We start from the raw sequence: 22,882 nt of genomic DNA, 5'->3' as shown, positions 1-22,882 counted from the left end.
GTTATGTTTTCTAACACGAATTGCTGGTTTTTTTGTTTTTACTCTTCATTTAGTTTGTAATTGTACAACGCTCCGATAATATTCCCTTTATTTCCAAATTTACTTTCCATGATGGTTGGCATCACAAAAAGATTTTCTCCTAATTCCTCTTCATATACTTTTGTTACATTTTTATTGATCAGTTGAATCAATAATGGATTCCCACTGATTCCACCACTGATAATGATTCTTTCTGAATCTAAAATCATCTGCAGATTAAACAATTGAATAGCTAGTGTATAGCAATACTCATTTAAGCAAATTGCCGCTTTTTTATTGCCAGCTTCAATCAATTCATACATCATATACCCATCCACAGACGCTAACGGAACATTACATTGATCAGCTATCTTTTGAAACAATTTTTTTATGCCATTTTGGAAGCCAAACATATAATCAGCATCCTTGCTTCTAGCAGCATTCGTTTTAATAAAAGAAAATTCTCCTGCTGAATAATGGTGACCCTTCAGTAATTCTCCATTTACAATTATTCCTCCCCCAATGCCGGTTCCTAGATTAAGCATGATGCCTTGTTGAATATTTTTTAAATTCCCTTTCCATAATTCACCAAGCGTAGCTGCTTTCCCATCATTTTCTACATGGATAGTCGTTTGACATCTTGTTTCTAACATTTCAACCATATTCATTTTTTTAATGTACTTTAACGATCCGCCATGGACCGCATAACCCGTTTTGGAATGTATGATCCCAGGCATACTAACAGCCATACCTTCAATTTGATCAGCATATTCATCGTAAATATCTCCCATCATATCTAAAAAAAGGGTTAATGATTCCATAGGTGTTTCCTTAGTTCTAATGGTCCCTAATTCACCATCGTCATCTATTAATCCATAATTTGTTTCTGTTCCTCCAATATCAATGCCTAAATAAACCATTATTTTCCCTCCTTTATATGCAATACTGTTTATTCAATAGTTTTAGTCTACCACTATTGCTTAATGAATAGAACGTTTACATTGGCAGCTATTTAACAAATAGTGTTGGTATTTCAAAAAGAAATTTCTTCTAGAATCAGTGTTTCACTAAATCTACCAGCACTAAACGTGATAAATTCACATTAACTATCTTTCGCTTTATTTCATTAAACAATCGTTATGTAATACTATTCTATCTTTTTGTCACACAACTAACATCATATTTGCTTCTTAACTATGCTATACTTTTTGAGTACGTAAAAAAGCAAGAGAATCCTATGGGGGTAGACAATTGAAAAAGAGAGTAGTAACAGGAATTATGGCTACGATGATATTTGCTAGTCCATTTTTGCCAACTATCGCTCAAGCGGATACTTTGGAAGAAATGGAACAACAAAAAAACGAACTTGATTCACAATCATCAGAACTTAATAATAAAATTGAAAAACAAGATAGCACTTTAAATGATTTAGAATCAGAAAAAAGTATTTTAGAATCTGACATTACCACTTTGCAGACTCAAATTGACGAAACGGTATTAAAATTACATGATCAAGAACAGAAATTAGAAGAGTCTAAAGCAAAAGTTGAACAATTAAAAAAAGAAATTGAACTACTAAGAGAATTAATTGATCAACGGACAGGTAAGCTTGAAAATCAAGCTCGCTCTGTACAGACTGATGGCAATGCTTCTAATTTAATAGGTCTTCTTATAACTGCTGAAAGTTTTACAGATTTAGTAGGCCGTATAGGTGTCGTCAACCAATTGGTTACTGCTAATAAAGATATTGTTACCGAACAAGCAACTGATCAAAAAGCTTTAGAAACTAATGAAGTAAAAGCGCAAGCTGAAAAAGTGGCTATTGAAGACACAAAAAATGACATTGAATTATCAAAAAATAATTTAGTCGCTCAAAAAGCTGAAATGGATGATAAAATTGTCCAAGTTGCTATCCAATACGATATGACTGAAGAAGAAAAAAATACTTTTGTTAAAGAGCAACAAGTGATTGCTACTCAAACAAGCACATTATCTGAAACTATGCAAAAAGAACGTCAACGAATTATTGAAGAAGAACAAGCAAGACAATTAGCTGTTCAGGAAGCTGCTGAAGCAGCCGCTGTTAAAGCCGCTGCTGCTGAAGAAGCTAGGTTAGTTGCTGTAGCATCTCAAGAAAAAGCTGAACAAGAAGAAACCGCTAGACAAGAAAGAACTGCTGAACAAGAAGAAGCTGCTAAAAAAGCACAAACTGCTAAAAAAGAAGCTGAACAGGCTGCCGAACAAAAAGCAACAATTGCCAGTTCTTATATTAAGAAATCAACTAGCACTAATAAGTCTACTAGCTCTACTAAGTCTAGCAGTACAACTAGTTCAAATTCTTCAAGTAACACTAGTCCTTCAACACAACCAACTGTTACACAAAAACCAAAACCAGAACCTGTATCACCCTCATCTAATTCCGATTTTATTCGGCCTAGTGGTGGTTATATGACTTCTGCATATGGTTATCGTGTCCACCCTATTACGGGTGATTATAAATTACACGGCGGTACTGACTTTGGTGGCGGCGGAGCAATCGTTGCTTCTAAAAGTGGTTCAGTAGTCATTGCTGGATACCATTCAGATTGGGGTTACTATGTGAAGATCGACCACGGAAACGGATTACAAACACTTTATGCCCACATGGTTGCTGGAAGTTTACTTGTTACCCCAGGACAACAGGTCTCTCAAGGACAACAAATCGGTACAATGGGAACAACTGGCTCTTCCACTGGCGTACATTTACACTTTGAAATGTACAAAAACGGAAGCCGGGTCGACCCAGCGTCTTATTTATAAAATTAATACTTGTATAAAAAAAGACAGATCATTCATTTAAATGAATGATCTGTCTTTTTTGGTTCTGTCCATAAGTCATTTGACAACTGGTATTGGTGCAAAACATCGAATGGTCAATGAATTGCAGCTGCTTTTATTTATCATAGTACCTGCCAATAAATTTTCTTAATAGCGGAAATAAAATCGGTGCTAGTATCAGATAAAACCCGATATTTCCTGCCGCATGCAAGGTGTCAAAAGGAATTCCAGAAGCGTAATACACTAAAAAATTTTGAATGCCAAAAAATGGCGCTTGTACTAACGAAATTAAAAAACCATACAAATACCCTGTAAATCCGGCATATAAGAGCATGAATCCAAAAGGAATCTTGTTGAAAAAAGGTTTGATGAGCAATCCCGTAACCAAAACGATTCCACAAAATGAAACGACTTGAGCAATCGTCCATACACCCATTCCAAGCGTTATATTGGATAGGATAATCGACAATACAGCTACGATCAACCCATCCATTATTCCTAATGTTAGTGTTAAAATAATTAAGATAACCGTTACAGGTTGGATATTTGGTAAAAATTGAAGCAACTGCCGGCTGACTTGACAGAGTGCTGTCATAAAGGCAAGTAAGGTGATTCTTTGAATGGATAGTTTTCCATTCAGCTTATTTCCAAGCATTTAAAAACCACTTCACTTGATCTCCATCTTCCACTTCATATTCAGCTGCTCCCACAGTTGCCTCTTCATTGTTCACCTCATACATCCAATATTTCTCTGCTTCTTCGTCTTGCTCTATCCCTTCAATAGAAACAATAAAGCCCTCTTCTTCAACCACTTTATACTGTTCACTCAATAAATCTAATACTGTAGTCCCCGCTTCTACTTCCAATTCTTTTGTTTTGCCTTCAATTTCTTCTTCATCCTGCTCCAATGAAATAGCGACAGAAAGCATTTCTTTCGTTTGACTTTCAACTAAGCTGTTGCTTTCTGAAGAAACGGCTTCCTGCGTGCCCATATCCCCACAAGCTGCCAAACTAAGAGCTGTTACTAAAATAAGTCCAAATTTAAAAATTTTCATTCTAGTCATTCCTCCATCAATTATAATCCTATGATTTTTACCAGATTCTCTGTTTATAAAATTGCACAAAAATAATTCCTTTACAAATATTTTCATTCCTTAAACCACTATATATCAGTTCTCTTTATTTTTCAACCACAACATGTTGTGGTTGAAAAATAAAAATGAATCAAGTCAATTGACTCGATCCATTTTTTTCCTATTCAGATTGATCATTCTAAACCATACCTGTTATTTGAATCATCGTGGTGTTCCAAATAGCTGGACAACATAAAGATTTTCTCCATTATAATGGACTCCAATACCTACCTCTTCAAAATCCTTCTTCACCATATTTTCATAATGACCTGGACTCTCTTTTAGTCCCTTAAACAACCATTCAGCCATCTCTTTTTCAGCCAGGTAATAAGTTCCCATTGCCAGGTTCTCTCCTGCTAACTGATACGAGTAATCTACATCAGGTTCTTCTAAAACTGTAAAAGTAGCTCTGCCGTCCGGACGCGTATGAGAAAAGGATTCTTCTGTTTCAATTGCTCGAATATTAGCTGCTTTTTTCAATTGATCATTAGAACTGACTGGTGAAACACCCACTTCTTTTCTCAAATTATTCAAAAGTTCTAAGACCCGGTTCTCCACGACTGCAACATCAATTTCATCTGTATCCGTTAAATCATTCGTACTGATAATTGTTGAACTTTCGCTCGTCGCTTGTTCTTGTTCGCTAGTATTTGGAGCTTCTTCTACAATTACCCTTTCGTTACTTGGCAATTTATCCATAACTTGAGAAATAGTATCACTAATTTTTGTTCCTTCTAGAATTGTCGAACTTCCAAGCCAGTAGCCAAAACTAATCAATATGACCAACATTAAACTATATGAGAAAAATTTTCTCATCCCATCAAACCTTTCTGTTACTTTATCTGCCTTACTACATGTAGTATACCAAAAATTATTAGATACAAATATAAGCTGAAAGGAAAACGTTCGTTCTATTTCTATTTTTAATATATTGACCCTTATTTTCTTACGTTTAATTAGGATCTATTTGGAAAATTAATAACTATTATGAATTCATTGAACTAAGGCTTGTTACGCTTACTCAAATCACTTACTCCGTCTGAGTTTGTCGAACTAAGGCTTGTTGCACTTACTCAAATCACTTACTACTTCTGAGTTTGTCGAACTAAGGCTTGTTGCACTTACTCAACTGACAGACTACTTCTGAGTTCGTTGAATTAAGCCTTGTTGTGCTTACTCAAATGACAGACTACTTTGAATCGGCAATGGTGCCCAATCGTAACTTAGTATGATAAACTCAGAAAACTTAAAAAGGCCTTTATCTATAGTCGCTTTTTTAAGTTTAATGGAATAATTTTAAACCACTTCTTAAGCAATTGTTATGTTTTTTATAAAAATAAGCCTTTTGAATCAAAAATAGTTCATTATCGTGTATAGTAATATTAGAAACTATACACACAAAGTATATGAGGAGATTTATATGGAAGCTTGGATTCAAGGGGTTATGGAACAATTTGGATATGTAGGTGTGTTTTTACTTATTATGGTGGAGAACTTATTTCCCCCTATTCCTTCTGAAGTTATTCTAACGTTTGGCGGTTTTATGACGACCAGTACGGACTTATCCATTTGGGGCGTTGTTTTAGCTTCGACACTTGGTTCTGTGGTTGGGGCGATCATTCTTTACGGAGTAGGTTCATTGTTAGATGTGGAACGTTTAGAAAAAATTGTGGATCGTTGGGGTCATATTTTAAGATTGACACGTGCTGATATTCATAAAGCTGATAATTGGTTTGATAAATACGGTATTTGGACAGTATTCTTTTGTCGTTTTGTGCCATTGATCCGAAGTCTGATCTCGCTGCCAGCAGGGATGTCAAATATGAATTTTGGCCTTTTCGTATTTTTCACCACATTAGGTTCACTTATTTGGAATACCGTTCTTATTTACTTAGGAGCTGCCGTTGGCTCACAATGGGAAGTTATTGTTCATTACATGGATATTTATTCTACTATTGCCTACGCTGTAATTGCTATTGTAATGATCGCGTTCATCGCTTGGTTTATCAAAAGCAATAAAAAAAAATAAGGCTTGATTATTGAATAATGTTCATCAGAATGGACTTTAGACAAGAATAAAACCACCTCCAATTATTTTGAAGGTGGTCTTATTCTTGTTATTTTGTATACTTAACAATCAATTGTCTAGCGGCCTTCACTTCATCTAAACGCCTTACAGAAGTCGTATGCGGGGCATTTAAAACTACTTCAGGTGTTTCTTCTACTTCTTTAGCTATCTGGATCAGTACATCAGCAAATGCATCTAGTGTTTCTTTGGTTTCCGTTTCCGTTGGTTCGATCATCATTGATTCATCGACGATCAGCGGGAAATAAACGGTTGGAGCATAATAGCCAAAATCTAGGATCCGTTTTGCAATATTCGTTGTTGGGACGCCTAGTTTTTTCTGTCTTGAACCAGATAAAACAAATTCATGCTTACTGTATTGGGTATAAGGAGTCGCATAATACGGTTCTAATTTCTTACGTAGGTAATTAGCATGCACTACCGCACTTTCAGATACTTGGCGTAAACCTTTTGGCCCCATCGTCCGTATATATGTGTAGGCACGAACATTGACCCCAAAGTTTCCATAATAGCCTTTTACTCGGCCAATCGAATCAGGATAGTCTGTATTTAGAACATACTGATCTTTTTGTTTCTCGATTCGAGGTACCGGCAAATAAGGAATCAAAAATTCCTTGACGCCTACTGGACCGGAACCTGGTCCTCCACCGCCATGTGGTGTGCTGAAGGATTTGTGTAAATTTAAATGAACAATATCAAAGCCCATCATTCCTGGTGTTGTCTGACCTAAAATAGCATTTAAATTTGCGCCGTCATAATAAACCAGACCGCCTGCTTGATGAACGATTTCGGCCATTTCGACGATGTCTTTTTCAAAAATACCCAATGTATTTGGATTAGTCAACATTAGGCCAGCCGTATCCTCGCCCACCTGTTTTTTTAATTCGATTAAATCAACTGTTCCATTTGAATTAGAAGGGATTTCAACTACATCAAACCCAGCAGCATGCGCACTAGCAGGATTGGTCCCATGAGCAGAGTCTGGTACTAAAACTTTTGTTCTACTCGTCCTATGGCCATTTTTAGTGTGATAAGCTTTCATCATCATCAACCCAGTCCATTCTCCCTGAGCACCGGCAGCCGGTTGCAGGGTAATAGCATCCATTCCTGATATGACCTGCAAATCTTCTTGCAATTCATACAATAGTTCAAAAGCTCCTTGAACTGTCTCGATTGGTTGAAATGGATGAATCGCAGCAAATCCAGCATAACGTGCTACATCTTCGTTGATTTTTGGATTATACTTCATCGTACATGACCCCAGTGGATAAAAGCCATTATCCACACCAAAATTTTTAGCTGATAAAGACGTATAATGACGCATCAACTGCGGTTCTGATACTTCAGGTAATTCAGCCGGTTCTTCACGAATCAACTGTTTAGGAAACTTAGTTGTTAATTCAACTGGAGGAACATCACTTTCAGGCAGACTGAACGCTGTACGTCCGGGTTGACTTATTTCAAAAATCAAATCATTGTACTCTGTCATCTGTTCATTCCCTCCAGTGCTTCAATAAATCGATCTATTTCTTCTTTTGTTCGTTGTTCTGTAACAGCTAACAATACTGTATTCTCCATACCATAATCAGGCTCCATATCGTAGCCTCCAATAAAACCTTTTTGAAGCAAGCGTTGGTTGATTTCTTTTATCGGTCTATTAAGTTGTACGACAAATTCATTGAAAAACGGCGCTTCATTTTTCAATGAATAACCTTTACTTTCCAATTTTTTCGCCATATAATCAGCTTTTTCAATATTGAGTTGGGCCATCTTTTTTATGCCTTCTTTACCTAAAGCAGACATGAATACAGATGAAGCTAGCGCATTTAAAGCTTGATTAGAACTCATATAAGAAGTTGCTTTTTCACGACGAATATGTTGTTCTCTTGCTTGGAGAGTCAAGACAAAACCGCGCTTACCTTCTGTATCTGTTGTTTGTCCCACGATGCGTCCTGGAATCTTACGGATATATTTCTTCTTGACTGCAAAATAACCACAGTGCGGTCCGCCAAAGTTCATCGCTAACCCCATCGGCTGCATATCTCCTACTACAATATCCGCTCCTAGCTTCCCTGGCGACTCTAATAACGCTAACGCTAAAGGATTTGCCATCACGATCAGTAAAGCTTTCTTTGCTGCAGTAAGTTCTCTGATTGCCGCTAAATCCTCAACTGAACCAAAAAAATTAGGGTATTGGATGATAACGGCTGCCGTTTCATTATCTATTTGTTCTTCTAGTAAAGTTAGATCCGTGCTGTCAGTTGTTAAATCAAGTTCTTCAACTTGGTATCCATGACCATTTGCAACCGTTTGGAGAACTTGTCTTCCTTGAGGGTGAACAGCTTTAGAGATAAGGATTTTGGAACGTTTTGTTGTTCCAACAGCTAAATTTGCTGCTTCACCAAGCGAAGTAAAGCCATCATATAAAGAAGAATTTGCTGCATCCATTCCGGTCAATTCGCAGACCATCGTTTGGAACTCAAATAAAGCCTGAAGTTCACCTTGGCTAGCTTCTGCTTGATAAGGAGTGTAGGCCGTGTAAAATTCAGAACGCGAAATAACATGATCAATTACGCTTGGAATGTAGTGGTCGTATGTGCCAGCTCCTAAAAACAGCGTTTGGTCATGCGCTGTAGCATTTCTAGCTGCTAAGCGCCTCATTTTTTTTGTTAAAGTTGATTCATCGATAGCTTGTGATATCGGCAAATCTTCTGTTAATCTGATTTCAGCTGGAATATCTGAGAACAATTCATCAACTGAGCTGATTTTTAAAGCATCCAACATCTCTTTTTGGTCTTGTTCAGTATCCGGAAGGTATCTAAATTTGTCCAATCGCTTATGCCTCCTCTTCAGCTGCCAATTCAGCAATATAAGTTTTATACTGTTCATCAGTTAATAATCCCTGTAATTCGATAGGATTTTCTAATTGTATCTCAGCAAACCATCCTTCATCAAAAGGAGAAGCATTGACTAACTCTGGGCCATCTTCCAATTCTTCGTTAACTGCTATAATAATTCCGGTAACCGGTGAAAAAATTTCTGAAGCTGATTTAATGGACTCAACAGTCCCTATTTCACCGCCGACTGAAACCTCTGCATCCACTTCTGGTACTTCTACATATACAACATCTCCAAGTTGTTTTACAGCATACTCAGTGATTCCGATACGCACTAGATTTTCGCCTAATGGCAATATCCATTCATGGTCTTTACTATATAATCTGTCCTCTGTCATCATTAAAACACTCCTCATCTTTAAGTATCTATTATAATTTATTTTTTGATCCTCTTTTATAGAACGGGGTTTGCACAATTACTGCGTCTACCAGTTTATTGCGTATCTCAACTTTCACATTTGTGCCGACGTCGCTTCCAGTTGTAGTCAAGAGAGCTAGTGCGATGCTATCGCCTAGTGTCGGAGATTTTGTTCCTGAAGTGACCACTCCGATTTCTGAACCATTCTCAGCAAAAACCTTGTATCCGTGTCGCGCAATTCCTTTTCCAACTAGTTTAAGCCCTTTTATCTTCTTATCTACTCCACTTTTTAGTTGAGCTGTCAAAGCAGCTTTTCCAATAAAGTCAGCTTCTTTTTTAGTCTTAACAGCAAAGCCAATGCCTCCTTGGAGTGGCGAGATATCGTCTGAAAGTTCATTCCCATACAACGAAAGACTCGCTTCCAAGCGCAACGTGTCTCGGGCACCCAGTCCGCAAGGCTGCAAACCCTCTTCTGCCCCTGCTTCAAGCAGTAAATGCCATAATTTTTCAGTTTCTCCCGCTTCCAAATACAATTCAAAACCGTCTTCTCCAGTGTAGCCTGTACGAGAAATCAATACAGGAGAAAGGTTTTTTAATTCTATATGCTGGACGAAGTGAAACGGCTTCAGTTTGCTTAAGTCATTATTTGCTAATTTTTGTAGAATTCTTTCAGCATGAGGACCCTGGAGAGCCAACAAGCCAATCTCTTCAGATTTATTTTCTAATACCACATCACCAGTTAACTGTTTTTCCATCCATTGAAATACTCTATCGCTATTTGAAGCATTAGGTGTAACTAAATAATTTTTTTCATCTAGTTTAAAAATAATCAGATCATCTATTGTACCGCCGTTTTCATTAACGATAGCATTATATTGTGCTTGACCAATTTTCATTTTTGAAACATCATTCGTCAATAAATAGTTCAGAAATGCTTCAGAATCATTTCCCTTTACAAGGATCTCTCCCATATGAGAAACATCAAATAATCCAGCATATGTACGTACATTTTGATGTTCATCTATAATACTTGAAAACTGAATAGGCAAAGCCCAGCCTCCAAAATCCATTAATTTTACATTGTTTTCTTTATAATAATTGAACAACGGTGTTTGTTTCAATTCTTCCCCCATTTTATACCCCCCAATCATTCATGATATGGAACAAATAAATTTACTGCTGTTAACGCTATTAATTGCTTTAATACGTTTAATCTACCACTTTTACAAACTCTTTCATAGACTATAATCCATTTTTTTCCAGTAAGCATTATAATTGCTTTTTATAGTCGTTTCTTTTAAACTTCCTATTGAAAACGATTACGTTTATTGATATACTGTACTACTATTTAATGAACACAAGAAGGAGGGGTCCACATGATCACATTGTATTCATCTGCTAGTTGTACTTCTTGTCGCAAAGCCCATTCATGGTTAGAAGAACATAACATCCCCTTTACTGAAAAAAATGTATTTACTGAAAAGATAACGGACCAAGAACTGAAAGCTATTTTGCAACTAACGGAAAACGGAACAAATGAAATCATCTCACAACGTTCGCAAGCCTTTAGAGATTTAAATATTGCTATAGACGATATGCCTTTAGGAGAAGTATTGAAATTGATCCAGCAACATCCAGGAATCTTGCGTCGTCCTATTCTTATAGATGATAAAAGGTTATTAGTCGGCTTTAACGAAGAAGACATCCGCTGCTTTTTACCAAGAGACATCCGCAAACTAGAACTTTCAAAATTACACGATCAATTGCCGGTCAACTTCTAATGATAAACCGTTTTATAATTGATCACATATGTAAAAGACCATTACTTGCTAGTTAAGCAAATAATGGTCTTTTTAGTCTTACATATCAAATAAGCTGTTAAAAATCTCTGACATAACCGGATGATTCACGACTTGATCTCTAAGGTAAGTGTAAGGGATCTGATTATCCATCGCCATCTTGACTTGATTGACTAATTCATGAGCTTGATCTCCAAAAAGAGTAACCCCTAAAATCTCATGTGTTTCCTTGTTGACAACTGCTTTATACAACCCTCTCGTATCATTGATAATATCTGAACGAGTCGTTCCACCTACATAAGCAATATTGGTCAGCACTTGATACCCTTGTTTTTTTGCTTCTGATTCGGTCAATCCGACACGAGCAAATGAGGGCTCAATAAAAATAGCATAAGGCACATGTTGACGCTCAGAAAGTTTACGATCTCTTTTACCCAGTACATGATCAGCGATCAATTTAGCATCATTGATCGTGATATAAGTGAATTGATAGCCTCCTCTAACATCCCCTAAGGCAAAAACATGTTCAACGGCCGTTTCAAAATAGTCATTTACTTGGATCCCACCTTTTTCATCCAAAATAATATCTGTCTGTTCTAGCTTTAAACATGCAGTATTGGGTTTGCGTCCAGTAGCTACCAAAACAGCATCAAATAGAAATTCTCCATCATTTTCTGTTTCAAGTCTGACTTGATTTTTTTCATTTGAGACTTTAGTTGCTCTTGCATGCAGCTTGATCGTAATCTCTTTATCTTCTAAAACGTGTTGAACAGCTTCTGCTACCTCACGTTCTTCTTTTGGCATAAATTGTTCACCCGTTTCAAAAAGAGTGACTTTTGAACCAAACATCGCATAGATCGAAGCAAATTCTAACCCGATATTTCCTGCCCCGATAATACCTAATTTTTTGGGCATTTCCGGCAATGTTTGAAGTTCTGTGCTGTTATAAATTCCTTTTGTTTCTTTTAGTCCTTCAATCGGTGGGTAGTTGCTTTCTGAACCGGTATCAATAAAGATATACTCTGCCTCAAGTTCTTCCATCCTATCGCCTAAATCGACCGTTATCACATGATTGGATTTAAATGAACCTGTTCCGGTATATAAATCGACCCATTCATTTTTTTGCATACTAGTAAACTCTGTATTTCGATTTCTTTGGGTAACGTCATTTTTGCGTTTTAATGCCGCTGCATATCCCTTTTTTTCACGAGCATCATGTTCTAAAATTTTGGTAGGTATACAACCGATGTTTACGCAAGATCCGCCATACATCAACTCATTTTTTTCAATCAAAGCCACTTTCCATTTCTTTGCTGTCAGCTTAGTTGCTATGGTACGAGCACCCTGACCAAATCCAATAATAATCGCATCATACTTTTTCAAAATAACACCATCCCCTTCTGAATTTAATTGAAATCGTTTTCTAGGTATACCTTCAGTATACCATTTAGATACCTTAAGAAAGAATAATCAGCTTACGATTTTTTTACGAATCTATCAATTTTTTTGTAAACAATTGTGATAAATGGTATCATTTTAAAAAAACTTAGAGGCAGGTTTTATTACTTATGACAAACAATCTCGATCTTTCTAATCGCATCAATCAAAATTATCCACTCTTATCAAAAAAAGAGAAGCAAGTGGCTGAATTTATACTTGAACATAAAAATGATGTTGAGTCTTGGAATATTAAAGACCTTTCACGCTTAACGGAAACCTCAAATGCTACTATTTCACGTTTTTGTGCAAAATTAACTTATCGAAACTTCAGTGAATTCAAGTCGTTTGTCATTCAAGAATTAGGCAGTACACCTCCTCCACTGCAAGTACCCGTAAAAATTGCCAGTTACTACACACAGTTGATTCATTCGGCATCCCAATTAATTAAAACAAAACAGATCAATGATTTTGTGGAAGCAATTCATCTTTCCAGTAAAATTTTGATTTGCGGCGTTGGCAATTCGGGATTGAGCGCTATGGAAATGAAATACCGCTTAGTCAGAATGGGATTGATCGTTGACGTAGTGACCGATCCGCATATGATGTTGATGGATGCTGTATTATTAAAAAAATATGATTTAATGATAGCTATTTCAAATTATGGTAAAACACCAGCTATTATTGATGCCTGTACTATCGCAAAAAAAGAACAAGCTACCGTTTTTGTGATCACCAATCAAAATCACACCCCTTTAACAAACATCGCAGATCAAGTACTATTTGCTTCTGACAGAACATCCATTCCAGGTGATCAATTTATTAACAGTCAATTATCGATTCATTTTATCTTAGACGTATTGTGCTATGTCTTGTTAGAAAATAAATCTTATAAGGAAAATCGAAAAAAAACTTTAGCTGCTTTAGACTTACGTTAAAATATTGGTAGGGTTTCAACGCAAGTTATTCTAGTTTAAAAAAGGTTGGCTTGTAGAAATCAGTTACTAGCTGAAATACGCAGTCTTCCAACCTTCAATTTAGAAAAATTATAGATCACATTAAAACAAAAAAAGCTGGTAAGAGAGTGCTGATCACACTTTCTTACTAGCTTTTTAATTCACCTTTTCATTTTACTTCTTTCATTTTCCCAACAAATTCAGCAGTGATCAATTGAGGACGAGTGATTGCACTCCCTACTACAATAGAATGAACACCAAGCTCCTTACATCTTTTAGCTTTCTCAGGTGTATCAATATGACCCTCAGCAATTACTGGGATGTCAACGGACGTTAGAATCGTTTTCAAGCGTCCAAAATCATTGTCTGCAATATTATCGCCTTTGGATTCTTTCGTGTATCCCATTAAAGTAGTAGATACACAATCAAATCCTAACCTTTCTGCTTCGATCGCTTCGTCAATCGTTGCTGTGTCAGCCATTAATAGAATCGAAGGGTAATTTGTACGAATGGCTTTCACGAATGACTCGAGCGTTTCTCCATTAGGTCTGGCCCGATCAGTAGCATCTAGTGCTATCATATCGCATTTAGATTCAGCTAATTCATCGATTTCTTTCATCGTTGCCGTAATAAAAATTTCTGAATCGTCGTAGTCTCTTTTTACAATTCCAATAACCGGTAAATCAGTATTTTTCTTGATTTCAATAATATCTTCTTTTGAATTCGATCGGATGCCTTTTGCTCCACCTTCTTCAGCAGCAATTGCCATTCTCCCCATGATATAAGAGCTATGCAAGGGCTCATTATCTAAGGCTTGGCAAGAAACAATTAGTTCTGCTTTAACTTTATCTAATATATTCATTTTATTCATCTCCTAACATTTCTTCAATTTCCTTCTTTATAATAGACACCTGCTAGACCATTTGTACTATTCAGTCTGTGGCACTCACCTTCTATTATTCTTTATCCAAATTTTACTTAATCAGATTACTTTTCTTTTATTCCCATTCTTGATCCTTATCTTAACCATAATATTTTTCATTAGTATTCACTATCTTCTTCTTGGTCTTCAATATCATCTTTTTGTTGCTCAGCTTCTTGCTCTTCTTTTCTTACTTGTTTTGCATCATTATAAATAAAGACATTATGAAAAATCCTTAAAATTGGTCGGGCAGTTAGAAAAAAGCCACCTACTAAAGAAAAATAAATTCCATAAATATCGGGAATAGGCGTTAATATTGCTAAACTTCCGATCATATAAAAGACACCTGTCAGAATATCATTCGTTAATGAGATAAGAGTATAACGATTCTGAAAATACAATCGAAACCGGCCAGTTTTGATCTCAATATCTTCTTCCTTATCAGGAACAACATCATGTTTTTTTCGCTCAATTTTTGGCATATTAATTTATCCCCACCTTTTCATGCCCTTATGATAAGTAGTATACAAAATTACTTATTTACTTTCAAAAGAAAGGTATCAGAGTACAACTTTATTAAAAAACACCTACTTAAAAATGAGAACTTGCATGTTTTCTATTCTAAGATTAAACTTGATAAGTTGAAAAATAAGTCATCTTAGATGATCTTTGGAGGAATCAGTGTGAATACAAAAAAACTATCGTTAAGTTTAGCCTTTTTTAGCCTAACCTTATTATTAAGTGCCTGCCGCTCTGTAGAAGAAACTGCTGCGGACAAGAAAGATGCACAAGAAGAGGTTCTTGCTTCTGAACAAGTCATGCACTTAACTGTAGAAAGTGAATTGGCAACAACCGACAGCGTTTTAGTAGCTGAAAATATTACTTTTGCTGGTGTCAATCAATTTATAGAGGGACTCTATCGTTTAGATGAAAATAACGAGCCCATACCTGCCTTAGCTGAAAGCGAAGATATCTCAAAAGACGGCTTAACGTATACCTTTCACTTAAGAGATGATGCTACATGGTCGAATGGCGAACCCGTTACTGCACATGATTTTGTGTTTTCATGGCGTCGAAGTGTTGATCCAACCTCTGGTGCAGCTTATGCGTACTTATTTGAAGATATAAAACATGCTTCTGATATTATGGCTGAAGAACTGCCGCTCGAAGAACTCGGAGTTAAAGCATTAGATGACTCTACGTTAGAAGTTACACTAGAAACACCGATTGCTTACTTCCCTTCTCTTATGTCATTTGTTTCATTCTTTCCACAAAATGAGGCTTTTGTAAAAGATACTGGTGATCAGTACGGAACGAGCAGTGAAACCACTCTTACAAACGGCCCTTTCTTATTGTCCGAATGGGATAATGGACTGGATGAAAGCTGGACTTATGAAAAAAATCCAACTTATTGGGATGCAGATAATGTTCATTTAACCAAAATCACGAACCAAGTGATCAAAGAGGTATCCACTGGTGTAAATTTATTTGAAAAAGGCACTGTCGATAATGCCTTATTATCTGGCGAATACGCAAAACAATTTCAACAAGATCCTAGCTATACGGTTGAATATTTTTCAAGAACCAACTACTTAGAAGTCAATCAAACAGATAACCCTTATTTAAAGAATGAAAGCCTCAGAAAGGCATTTGCACTAGCTGTTGATCGCGAAGAGTTGACTTCTATAATCTTAAATAACGGCTCTCTACCGATTACTGGATTGGTTCCAGATCATTTTGTTAAAAATTCTGAATCAGGTACAGAATTTGCTGAAGAAGCTGGCGAATTTTATACTTATGATCTACCTAAAGCGCAAAAATTAATCGAAGAAGCTAAAGCCGAACTTGGCGTAGAAACGATTGAACTGGAATTACTTGGAGATGATGATGAAACAAGCAAGCGTGTCATGGAATACTTGCAAGGAGAATTACAAAATAATTTAAACGGTATCGAAATTAAGTTATTGAATGTCCCATTCAACGCACGTTTAGCTAAAGCTGCAGCAGGCGATTTTGATTTAATCTCTTCTGGTTGGAGTGGATATGTGTCTGACCCAATAATCATGCTAGATGTTCTTTATAGTACGTCTTCTTATAATAATGGCGGATATTCTAATAAAAAAGTCGATCAATTGATCGATGATGCAAAAGGAATTCACGCGAACGAGCCGCTTTTAAGATGGAAAGATATGTTGGAAGCACATCAAATTGCTGTAGACGATGCTGCTCTGATCCCCTTGTACCAAAAAGGAGAAGCTATGTTGCGAAACCCAAAGATCAAAGGTATCCACATCAATTCAGTTGGAGCCAGATACAGCTACAAAAATTCCTATATTATTGAATAATCTGTCTTGCTAATTTATTCAGATGTATGTCCATCAAAAAAGTTCACCAGTGTTCATAAACGCTGGTGAACTTTTCTATTGTGGTAAATGATCCATAAAATTTTGAAAAGCAAATCCTTCAACTTCTTCTACAGTGAATTTTTTAAGCAAAGCTTGGATAAGATTTTGGGTTTCTCCGGTATGTGACAAACCTTCGATATGCGTGCTGATCCCATCAAAATCCGATCCAAAACCAATCGTACGAACAGCATTTAGTTTAACTAACCGTTCAATATGAGGAACCAAATCATTTATAGTCACCGTTTTGTCTTTGCCATCTTCAACAGTAAATGTTGGATTAAAGATGACATGGATCATAGCATCGCGTTCAATCATCGCTTTGATCTGCTCATCATTTAAATTTCGCATATGGCTGCAAAGAGAAAGCACATTTGAATGAGTAGCTATGGGATAGCTCGCACATTTCATGACGTCCCAAAACCCTTTAACACTTAAATGAGAAACATCTGTAAAGACCTTACGTTCATTTAATCGTTTAACGATTTCAAATCCAAAAGTCGTTAATCCACCACCTCTTGGTTCTCCAACTCCATCCGCTGCAAGGTTGGCTGGATTCCAAGTCAGCCCTACTGATAGTACTCCTGCATCTAATAGGTGTTCTAACTTGCTTAAATCATTTCCAATAGAGGATACCCCTTCTAGAGTCAAAAATGACCCTATTTCGCCTTCTTTTAACTCTTGGATTTCTGGCCATTTTTTTATTTGTTTCATTTCAAGATTTTTACTAAGAACCTCTTTCTGATAATAGTTGATTTGTTCTAAAACAGCTGCAAATTGTTTATCCGAAGGAAGGTCCGGTTCGATAAAAATCGCAAAGGCTTGGACTTTTACTTGTCCTTCCTTTAACCGTTCAAGATTTACATCTAGCTGATTTGAATCTTTAAAATTTAACGGCTCTTGGCTTTTTTGCATCTTATAAAGGACGTCACAATGCAGATCAATGCTATTCAAATTCGTTCCTACTTTCTGCTTCTACGCACTTATTTTCTATTTTTTCTCATCATACTGCAATAATCGCAGAAGTGCAACCGTAAAAAAGAGACATAAACGGCTATTCTAGCTGTCTCTGTCTCCTTTCATTTAGCCTATCTTCTTTTCACGAGCTGGTTCTTCAACAAAATAAAGGACAGATCCTCCTATAATAAAGAGAATAATTAAAGCAAACACTCCGTTCAAGGAATTTTCCGTCGTTTGGGAGATGATACCAACTAAGAAAGGACCAACAACGGCTGCAAATTTACCAAAAATATTGTAAAAGCCAAAAAATTCATTTGCATGTTGCTTAGGAATCAACTGTCCAAATAACGAACGGCTAAGCGCTTGGATCCCGCCTTGAGCGGTTCCAACAAGCACTGCTAATGTAATGAAGGTCAATAATGAATCTAGCGTCAAAGCATAAATACAAATGAAGGTATACGTAATGATTCCAACATAAATCATCTTTTTGTTGCCGAATCGACCAGCCAAGATTCCATATATGATAGAAGAAGGGAAAGCGACAAATTGGCTCACCATCATTACCACGATCAAATCATTAGCTGCAAGTCCAATATCTGAACCAATAGCGGTCGCCATTTGGAAGATCGTACCCACGCCATCAATGTAAAAGAAATACGCAATCAAAAACAAAAAGACATTGCGGTACTGACGAACCTTATTAATGGTTTCCCATAACCTTAAGAAACTATTTTTAATGATATGCGGTTGTTTTTCAATATAGGTTTTTTGTTCGACATTTTTCCAATATGGAATCGTAAAGACTAGCCACCACAGCGCCGTTGCTACAAATCCGCCTTTGATAAGAGCGCTTTGCGAAATGGGAAGAATACCGGTTAATTGAAAAAAAATAAAAATGACAAATGGGATCGAACTGCCAATATAGCCCCAACCATATCCGGCACTGGATACACGATCCATCCGATTTAAAGTTGTAGAATCGACTAATGAAGCATCGTAAAAGATATTTGCTGCGCCATAACCAATCGAAGAAACAGCATAGAGAATCAATAATAATAACCAATTTTCATTTGGAATAAATGCAAAACTAAGTGTTGCAATAATTCCCAGGCCTGTTGCTAAAGTGAACATCGGATTGCGATAACCTTTGTAATCCGCAACTGCTCCTAAAATGGGCGCTAATAATGATACAACCAAAGTCCCAATTGCGTTTGCATAGCCTAAATAAGCCGTAGAGTTTACTGCACTAACGCCTGACCCTTCGGAAACAGCCTTGAAAAACAAGGGAAAAACAGCTGTCGTTACCATGATCGAGTAGGCCGAGTTAGCCCAATCTTGCAAAATCCAACTCTTTTCAGACAGTGTATACTTAAATCGCTCTTTTTGGATTTCCACTATTGGCACCCCTCTTGCTCAAATAAAATTTCCAACACTTCTCCATCAACTTCTGTCGGGAATTCAAGTCCTATCGCATGTAAAAAGGTAGGTCCTTCATCGATCAATCGAGCTGACGGTATGCAGGCATTGGCGTTGATCCCAGGACCTGAAATAAATAAAGTCGTTTCATAACTCTCTTTTTTAGGACTATATCCATGTACTCCTTTATGAAATGCTGACTTTCCATCTACCCCAATCTCTTCTAAAAATGGTCCATCACTTCCACTGACAAAATAGTACCCTCTCTTTGCTTCGACTAAAAAACTACAGGTATCGTCAGCTCCTAAACTAGCTGCTTCTTCTTGAGTATAAATAGTCTCAATTTGTTCAGGATACCGTTCTAAAATATTTTTTACATCAGCCAATTTCACTTCAGGTTTTGTATAGATATAACACGAGCCATCTGCTCCCTTAGCCAATACATCCCATTCTTGAATTGTTCCGTCCTTGTTTTCACTTAACCAGCCTTGCGTTTTGAACAGTTGGTTCAACCTCACAACGGTATGGGCGTCTAGCTGATAATGATCTCCAAATACTGCTAATACAGTCTCTTCAAAAATCCCTTTTTCTTTCATCGCTGTGATAATTTGATTTAAGTGTTCGTCCATTTGTTTAATAGCTGCCCTTGTTTCTTTAGTATCCACACCGAATCGATGTCTCGTGCTGTCTAGATCAACTAAATGTATTGCCATTAAATCAGGGTTCTTAGAATGGATCGTATCGACGACCCCAGCAGTTAAGAAATGATCCAATGCTGGCTGTTTGATACCTTTACGTATTTTACCGAATTTACGTTCTAGATCAAAAATAAATTTTGGTGATGAGGACCATAATGTAATAAGGCTCTGTGATTGCCAAGGTCGGTTAGCAAAAACTTCCGCAAAATTATAGTTTATAACTCTGCTTCGACCCGTAACGGGCCATAGAAAAGAAGCAATCGAGTACCCGGCTTCATGAGCAATATCAAATAGGGTGGGAACTTTAATATCTTTTGCGTACCAGTGCCAATCAGGTGATTTTCTTTCAGGTTGTATATATGTATTATTCGTAATGCCGTGTTTTCTAGGGTAAACTCCTGTTACAATAGTTGTATGGGCCATATAGGTCAATGACGGATATATCGATTCTACTTTCTCTACTAAAGCACTGCGATCCAATAAGTATTTAAAGGTTGGCAGTGTACGGGCGTATGCTAAATCTTTTGCCCCAAAAGCATCTAAAGAAATGATATACAAACGTTGCTTCTTCAATTAGTATTCCTCCTTACCTCTGTATTATCCCACAAGCCTACTTTTTGAGAAAGTTAATTTTCATTATTTCTATTTTATTCACCAAATGGTGTTAGTGTCTCAACAGAAATTGCTTTTAGAATGAATCCATTTTTGTACAGATCAATAGTAACACTTGAAAAATACCTACTCCTAATTCTCCAAAAATTACAAATAATTGATTCACCTAATCGTTCAATTCTAAAAATCACAGACTATATTTTCCTATTTTTTTGCAAAAAAAAAAAGCACTGATAAAATCAGTGCTTTTTCCGACAATATTCATTTGCATGAATAGGTCCCATGAATTCCACAAAACAGAGGGGTCCAAGCACCTGCATCTTGCAGTTGTACCTAAGTACGGTTGTGCCCTGTCTAAAGTTCCAATCACTTGTCGCCGCAGCGAAATGACCGAAGTCACCTGATTGGAGGTCAACTCATCGCATGTATGTACTTTACCATGTATATTCATCAAGCACAAGGAGTTTTCCTACTATTCATTCTTTTTTTCTAAATTAGCTAAGAACTTCTTTATCATTTTTCATGCTTATCATTGGTACTAACTCTTTAGCTGTTCTATAATGGGGTTGATTCAATAGAAGAGTTTTTCCTCATTACTAGGCAAGACTTTAACTTAAGGAGGCCTTTTTATGAAAGAAGACGTTATCGTAAATTATTTGGATCGTCATGGTCTAGAAGCAAAAACAGGTAGCACTATTTTGGTTGAAAGAAAAACCCGGAATCGAAAATGGTACGCTACTTTATTAGGTAAGAATGAGACTGAAAAAATTTACCTGAATTTTGGTAAAAAAGAATTCGTTATTTTGCCGCTTGTTCAAGATTCTATGGCCCTTATTGAAGGTGACTATGCCCAAGTTCCTTTACTCGAAGTTAAATCAATCTATTTCAAAAAACAACCTAACCATTATACTCTGATAATCCAATACAATGATGCTACTGCTGACGATGATCGCATTAAAAAATACAAAGTACCTAAAGAAGTTGCTGATTCTCCATGGCACAAACAAAATCTAGCTAATCTGATTGAACGCTTTGGTTTAAAAGAACCTAAGTAAGAATGAGGCTGGGACATAACCAGCCTAGAATAAGAAAAAGTGTCTGTTTATCAGTTTCCTGATAAACAGACACTTTTTTTGTTGTATATCGATTGTTTGAAAAATGGTGTTAGTGTTTTAAAAGAAATTTCTTATGGAATAACGGATTTGCTTGTGGAGAGCCATGGAAACGCCTGAAGCCTAAAAAGCAAGTCTTCCAGGCTTCCAAGCCTCAAACAAAGCTTAATCGCTAAAGCGCTAAGGCTTTGTAATTCGCATTGGATTCTTTACACGGCTACAAGCAACTCCTATTCCGACAGAAATTTCAAGTAAGTGATCAAACTAAACTACTGACACCGAAAATTATAGAACTTACATATCCGAATCATAAATAGAGTAGTACGTTTAGTTACGTAGATTTTTCAATAACAAAAGTTATATGATTCTTTTTTGAATCCTTATAATCGTTACAAAAAACTTGCCTTAATTTTGGATAACTTCGATTTTATAACCATCAGGATCCGTTATAAAAAAGAAAGCAGCTGCGTTATTTGGAAGGCCTTTTAAATCTGTAACTTCATAGCCACTTGCTTTGTACTCTTTTTGAGTTGCTCCTAAATCATCCACACCGATTGCACAATGGCCGTAACCATTGCCAAGTGTATATGATTCTTCTTGATCATAGTTATACGTTAATTCTAATTCATAGTCGTCGTTGTCTAATGCAAGATAAACTAGTGTGAATTTAGATTCTGGAAAATCTAACCGACGTGCTTCTTTAAAGCCTAATACACTTGTATAAAATTCTACCGATTTTCCTAAATCCTTCACTCGAACACAAGTATGCAACATTTTTTTTACCATTATTTAATCATCCTCTCGTTTCATCAGTTCGTACTTCTCTATCTTAATACAATTCTATTTAGACTTCAAAAATTATTCATTCATGTAGCTCTAGCGGCAACCCATCTGGATCCTTAAAAAAAGTGAATTTCCCGCCTGTATATTCATCTATTCGCACCGGCTCTGTTTCAATGCCTTTTTGATTCAACAGTCGGATAGCTTCATCAAAATCATCGACATAAAAACACAAGTGTCTTAACCCAGCTGCTTCAGGTTGCGTAGGTCGTTTTGTTGGATTTGGGAAAGAAAATAATTCAATTTCACTTTCTCCTAATTTTAAATCTAGCTTATAAGAATCTCGTTCTGACCGATAGTTTTCGCGTATGATTTCTAAACCTAAGACCTCAGTATAAAATTCTTTTGATTTTTGATAGTCAGATGCAATAATTGCAACATGATGGATTTTTTTTATATTCATCAGACATTCCCCCCAT

General features: G+C 36.5%; 21 protein-coding genes and 1 pseudogene. 6 read left to right on the top strand and 16 right to left on the bottom strand.

The window, feature by feature from the left end; translation table 11 throughout:
- Positions 1-38: 38 nt before the first annotated feature.
- Entirely contained in the window at positions 39-938 is a 900-nt protein-coding gene (locus J7E16_RS05945) for an ROK family protein (protein WP_214889845.1), read from the bottom strand.
- A gap of 331 nt (positions 939-1,269) precedes the next feature.
- Here J7E16_RS05945 and J7E16_RS05940 point away from each other — a divergent pair, with 331 nt between their 5' ends.
- Positions 1,270-2,817 carry a M23 family metallopeptidase gene (locus tag J7E16_RS05940; RefSeq protein ID WP_214889843.1) on the top strand — a complete coding sequence of 516 codons (1,548 nt, stop codon included), beginning with the start codon at positions 1,270-1,272 and terminating at the stop codon, positions 2,815-2,817.
- 133 nt (positions 2,818-2,950) lie between these two features.
- On the opposite strand, the gene J7E16_RS05935 is transcribed toward J7E16_RS05940, so the two are convergent.
- From J7E16_RS05935 to J7E16_RS05925, 3 genes are all read right to left on the bottom strand, one after another.
- Positions 2,951-3,490: an ECF transporter S component gene (locus J7E16_RS05935; RefSeq protein WP_214889840.1), complete on the bottom strand. Its 540-nt coding sequence runs from the start codon at positions 3,488-3,490 to the stop codon at positions 2,951-2,953.
- Positions 3,477-3,890: a DUF4430 domain-containing protein gene (locus J7E16_RS05930; RefSeq protein WP_214889837.1), complete on the bottom strand. Its 414-nt coding sequence runs from the start codon at positions 3,888-3,890 to the stop codon at positions 3,477-3,479. Before J7E16_RS05930 ends, J7E16_RS05935 begins: the two co-directional genes overlap by 14 nt.
- Positions 3,891-4,130: 240 nt before the next feature.
- The gene (locus J7E16_RS05925) at positions 4,131-4,784 is read right to left on the bottom strand and encodes a CAP domain-containing protein (RefSeq protein ID WP_214889835.1); all 654 of its coding nucleotides are present in this window, start codon (positions 4,782-4,784) and stop codon (positions 4,131-4,133) included.
- 604 nt (positions 4,785-5,388) lie between these two features.
- On the opposite strand from J7E16_RS05925, the gene J7E16_RS05920 reads away from it, so the two are divergent.
- Positions 5,389-5,997 carry a DedA family protein gene (locus J7E16_RS05920; protein ID WP_214889832.1) on the top strand — a complete coding sequence of 203 codons (609 nt, stop codon included), beginning with the start codon at positions 5,389-5,391 and terminating at the stop codon, positions 5,995-5,997.
- Positions 5,998-6,085: 88 nt separating this feature from the next.
- Here J7E16_RS05920 and gcvPB read toward each other — a convergent pair whose 3' ends face one another.
- From gcvPB to gcvT, 4 genes are read right to left on the bottom strand one after another with little or no spacing between them, the layout of a single operon-like run.
- Positions 6,086-7,543 carry an aminomethyl-transferring glycine dehydrogenase subunit GcvPB gene (gcvPB, locus tag J7E16_RS05915; protein ID WP_214889829.1) on the bottom strand — a complete coding sequence of 486 codons (1,458 nt, stop codon included), beginning with the start codon at positions 7,541-7,543 and terminating at the stop codon, positions 6,086-6,088.
- The gene (gene gcvPA, locus J7E16_RS05910) at positions 7,540-8,886 is read right to left on the bottom strand and encodes an aminomethyl-transferring glycine dehydrogenase subunit GcvPA (RefSeq protein WP_285439378.1); all 1,347 of its coding nucleotides are present in this window, start codon (positions 8,884-8,886) and stop codon (positions 7,540-7,542) included. Before gcvPA ends, gcvPB begins: the two co-directional genes overlap by 4 nt.
- Before the next feature lie 4 nt (positions 8,887-8,890).
- Complete coding sequence (gcvH, locus tag J7E16_RS05905) at positions 8,891-9,289, bottom strand: glycine cleavage system protein GcvH (RefSeq protein ID WP_214889821.1); 399 nt, start codon at positions 9,287-9,289, stop codon at positions 8,891-8,893.
- 31 nt (positions 9,290-9,320) lie between these two features.
- Complete coding sequence (gcvT, locus tag J7E16_RS05900) at positions 9,321-10,442, bottom strand: glycine cleavage system aminomethyltransferase GcvT (RefSeq protein WP_214889819.1); 1,122 nt, start codon at positions 10,440-10,442, stop codon at positions 9,321-9,323.
- 243 nt (positions 10,443-10,685) lie between these two features.
- On the opposite strand from gcvT, the gene spxA reads away from it, so the two are divergent.
- A complete protein-coding gene (gene spxA / locus J7E16_RS05895) occupies positions 10,686-11,090 on the top strand; it encodes a transcriptional regulator SpxA (RefSeq protein ID WP_214889817.1) in 405 nt (134 codons plus the stop codon).
- A gap of 78 nt (positions 11,091-11,168) precedes the next feature.
- Here the strand turns inward: spxA and J7E16_RS05890 are convergent, their stop codons facing one another.
- Entirely contained in the window at positions 11,169-12,491 is a 1,323-nt protein-coding gene (locus J7E16_RS05890) for an FAD-dependent oxidoreductase (RefSeq protein ID WP_214889815.1), read from the bottom strand.
- 185 nt (positions 12,492-12,676) lie between these two features.
- Between J7E16_RS05890 and J7E16_RS05885 the strand changes: the two genes are divergently transcribed.
- Complete coding sequence (locus tag J7E16_RS05885; RefSeq protein WP_214889813.1) at positions 12,677-13,483, top strand: MurR/RpiR family transcriptional regulator; 807 nt, start codon at positions 12,677-12,679, stop codon at positions 13,481-13,483.
- A gap of 187 nt (positions 13,484-13,670) precedes the next feature.
- Here the strand turns inward: J7E16_RS05885 and J7E16_RS05880 are convergent, their stop codons facing one another.
- The gene (locus J7E16_RS05880) at positions 13,671-14,363 is read right to left on the bottom strand and encodes an N-acetylmannosamine-6-phosphate 2-epimerase (protein ID WP_502756791.1); all 693 of its coding nucleotides are present in this window, start codon (positions 14,361-14,363) and stop codon (positions 13,671-13,673) included.
- Between the two features lie 179 nt (positions 14,364-14,542).
- Positions 14,543-14,905, bottom strand: a complete 363-nt coding sequence (locus J7E16_RS05875) for a YrhK family protein (RefSeq protein ID WP_214889807.1) — start codon at positions 14,903-14,905, stop codon at positions 14,543-14,545.
- Positions 14,906-15,106: 201 nt separating this feature from the next.
- On the opposite strand from J7E16_RS05875, the gene J7E16_RS05870 reads away from it, so the two are divergent.
- Positions 15,107-16,768 carry a peptide ABC transporter substrate-binding protein gene (locus J7E16_RS05870; RefSeq protein WP_214889803.1) on the top strand — a complete coding sequence of 554 codons (1,662 nt, stop codon included), beginning with the start codon at positions 15,107-15,109 and terminating at the stop codon, positions 16,766-16,768.
- A gap of 75 nt (positions 16,769-16,843) precedes the next feature.
- Here J7E16_RS05870 and J7E16_RS05865 read toward each other — a convergent pair.
- From J7E16_RS05865 to J7E16_RS05855, 3 genes and pseudogenes are all read right to left on the bottom strand, one after another.
- Positions 16,844-17,782 (bottom strand): annotated as a pseudogene (locus J7E16_RS05865) (dipeptidase); the annotation flags it as partial.
- 126 nt (positions 17,783-17,908) lie between these two features.
- A complete protein-coding gene (locus J7E16_RS05860) occupies positions 17,909-19,180 on the bottom strand; it encodes an MFS transporter (protein ID WP_353049866.1) in 1,272 nt (423 codons plus the stop codon).
- Positions 19,180-20,472 (bottom strand): alkaline phosphatase family protein, encoded by a 1,293-nt coding sequence (locus tag J7E16_RS05855; protein WP_214889797.1) that lies wholly within the window; start codon positions 20,470-20,472, stop codon positions 19,180-19,182. The genes J7E16_RS05860 and J7E16_RS05855 overlap by 1 nt, the downstream gene beginning before the upstream one ends.
- Positions 20,473-21,140: 668 nt before the next feature.
- Between J7E16_RS05855 and J7E16_RS05850 the strand changes: the two genes are divergently transcribed.
- Entirely contained in the window at positions 21,141-21,566 is a 426-nt protein-coding gene (locus J7E16_RS05850) for a hypothetical protein (protein ID WP_214889794.1), read from the top strand.
- 462 nt (positions 21,567-22,028) lie between these two features.
- Here J7E16_RS05850 and gloA read toward each other — a convergent pair whose 3' ends face one another.
- Both gloA and gloA2 read right to left on the bottom strand, forming a co-directional pair.
- Complete coding sequence (gene gloA / locus J7E16_RS05845) at positions 22,029-22,409, bottom strand: lactoylglutathione lyase (RefSeq protein ID WP_214889791.1); 381 nt, start codon at positions 22,407-22,409, stop codon at positions 22,029-22,031.
- A gap of 76 nt (positions 22,410-22,485) precedes the next feature.
- Complete coding sequence (gene gloA2, locus J7E16_RS05840; RefSeq protein ID WP_214889787.1) at positions 22,486-22,866, bottom strand: SMU1112c/YaeR family gloxylase I-like metalloprotein; 381 nt, start codon at positions 22,864-22,866, stop codon at positions 22,486-22,488.
- Between the last annotated feature and the right edge of the window lie 16 nt (positions 22,867-22,882).

The organism is Carnobacterium sp. ISL-102 (assembly GCF_018612935.1).
Taxonomy (GTDB): Bacteria; Bacillota; Bacilli; order Lactobacillales; family Carnobacteriaceae; genus Carnobacterium_B; species Carnobacterium_B alterfunditum.
The sequence above is the reverse complement of the archived record's forward strand: the minus strand, read 5'-3'. Positions and strand labels throughout refer to the sequence as shown.

What these genes read in the sequence shown, in the direction of transcription:
- J7E16_RS05935 (WP_214889840.1), bottom strand. Translation starts at nt 3,490, where the DNA reads ATGCTTGGAAATAAGCTGAATGGAAAACTATCCATTCAAAGAATCACC.
- gcvH (WP_214889821.1), bottom strand. Translation starts at nt 9,289, where the DNA reads ATGACAGAGGACAGATTATATAGTAAAGACCATGAATGGATATTGCCA.
- gcvPB (WP_214889829.1), bottom strand. Translation starts at nt 7,543, where the DNA reads ATGACAGAGTACAATGATTTGATTTTTGAAATAAGTCAACCCGGACGT.
- gloA (WP_214889791.1), bottom strand. Translation starts at nt 22,409, where the DNA reads ATGGTAAAAAAAATGTTGCATACTTGTGTTCGAGTGAAGGATTTAGGA.
- J7E16_RS05850 (WP_214889794.1), top strand. Translation starts at nt 21,141, where the DNA reads ATGAAAGAAGACGTTATCGTAAATTATTTGGATCGTCATGGTCTAGAA.
- J7E16_RS05875 (WP_214889807.1), bottom strand. Translation starts at nt 14,905, where the DNA reads ATGCCAAAAATTGAGCGAAAAAAACATGATGTTGTTCCTGATAAGGAA.
- J7E16_RS05920 (WP_214889832.1), top strand. Translation starts at nt 5,389, where the DNA reads ATGGAAGCTTGGATTCAAGGGGTTATGGAACAATTTGGATATGTAGGT.
- gloA2 (WP_214889787.1), bottom strand. Translation starts at nt 22,866, where the DNA reads ATGAATATAAAAAAAATCCATCATGTTGCAATTATTGCATCTGACTAT.
- J7E16_RS05930 (WP_214889837.1), bottom strand. Translation starts at nt 3,890, where the DNA reads ATGAAAATTTTTAAATTTGGACTTATTTTAGTAACAGCTCTTAGTTTG.
- gcvT (WP_214889819.1), bottom strand. Translation starts at nt 10,442, where the DNA reads ATGGGGGAAGAATTGAAACAAACACCGTTGTTCAATTATTATAAAGAA.
- spxA (WP_214889817.1), top strand. Translation starts at nt 10,686, where the DNA reads ATGATCACATTGTATTCATCTGCTAGTTGTACTTCTTGTCGCAAAGCC.
- J7E16_RS05945 (WP_214889845.1), bottom strand. Translation starts at nt 938, where the DNA reads ATGGTTTATTTAGGCATTGATATTGGAGGAACAGAAACAAATTATGGA.
- J7E16_RS05885 (WP_214889813.1), top strand. Translation starts at nt 12,677, where the DNA reads ATGACAAACAATCTCGATCTTTCTAATCGCATCAATCAAAATTATCCA.
- J7E16_RS05880 (WP_502756791.1), bottom strand. Translation starts at nt 14,363, where the DNA reads ATGAATATATTAGATAAAGTTAAAGCAGAACTAATTGTTTCTTGCCAA.
- J7E16_RS05925 (WP_214889835.1), bottom strand. Translation starts at nt 4,784, where the DNA reads ATGAGAAAATTTTTCTCATATAGTTTAATGTTGGTCATATTGATTAGT.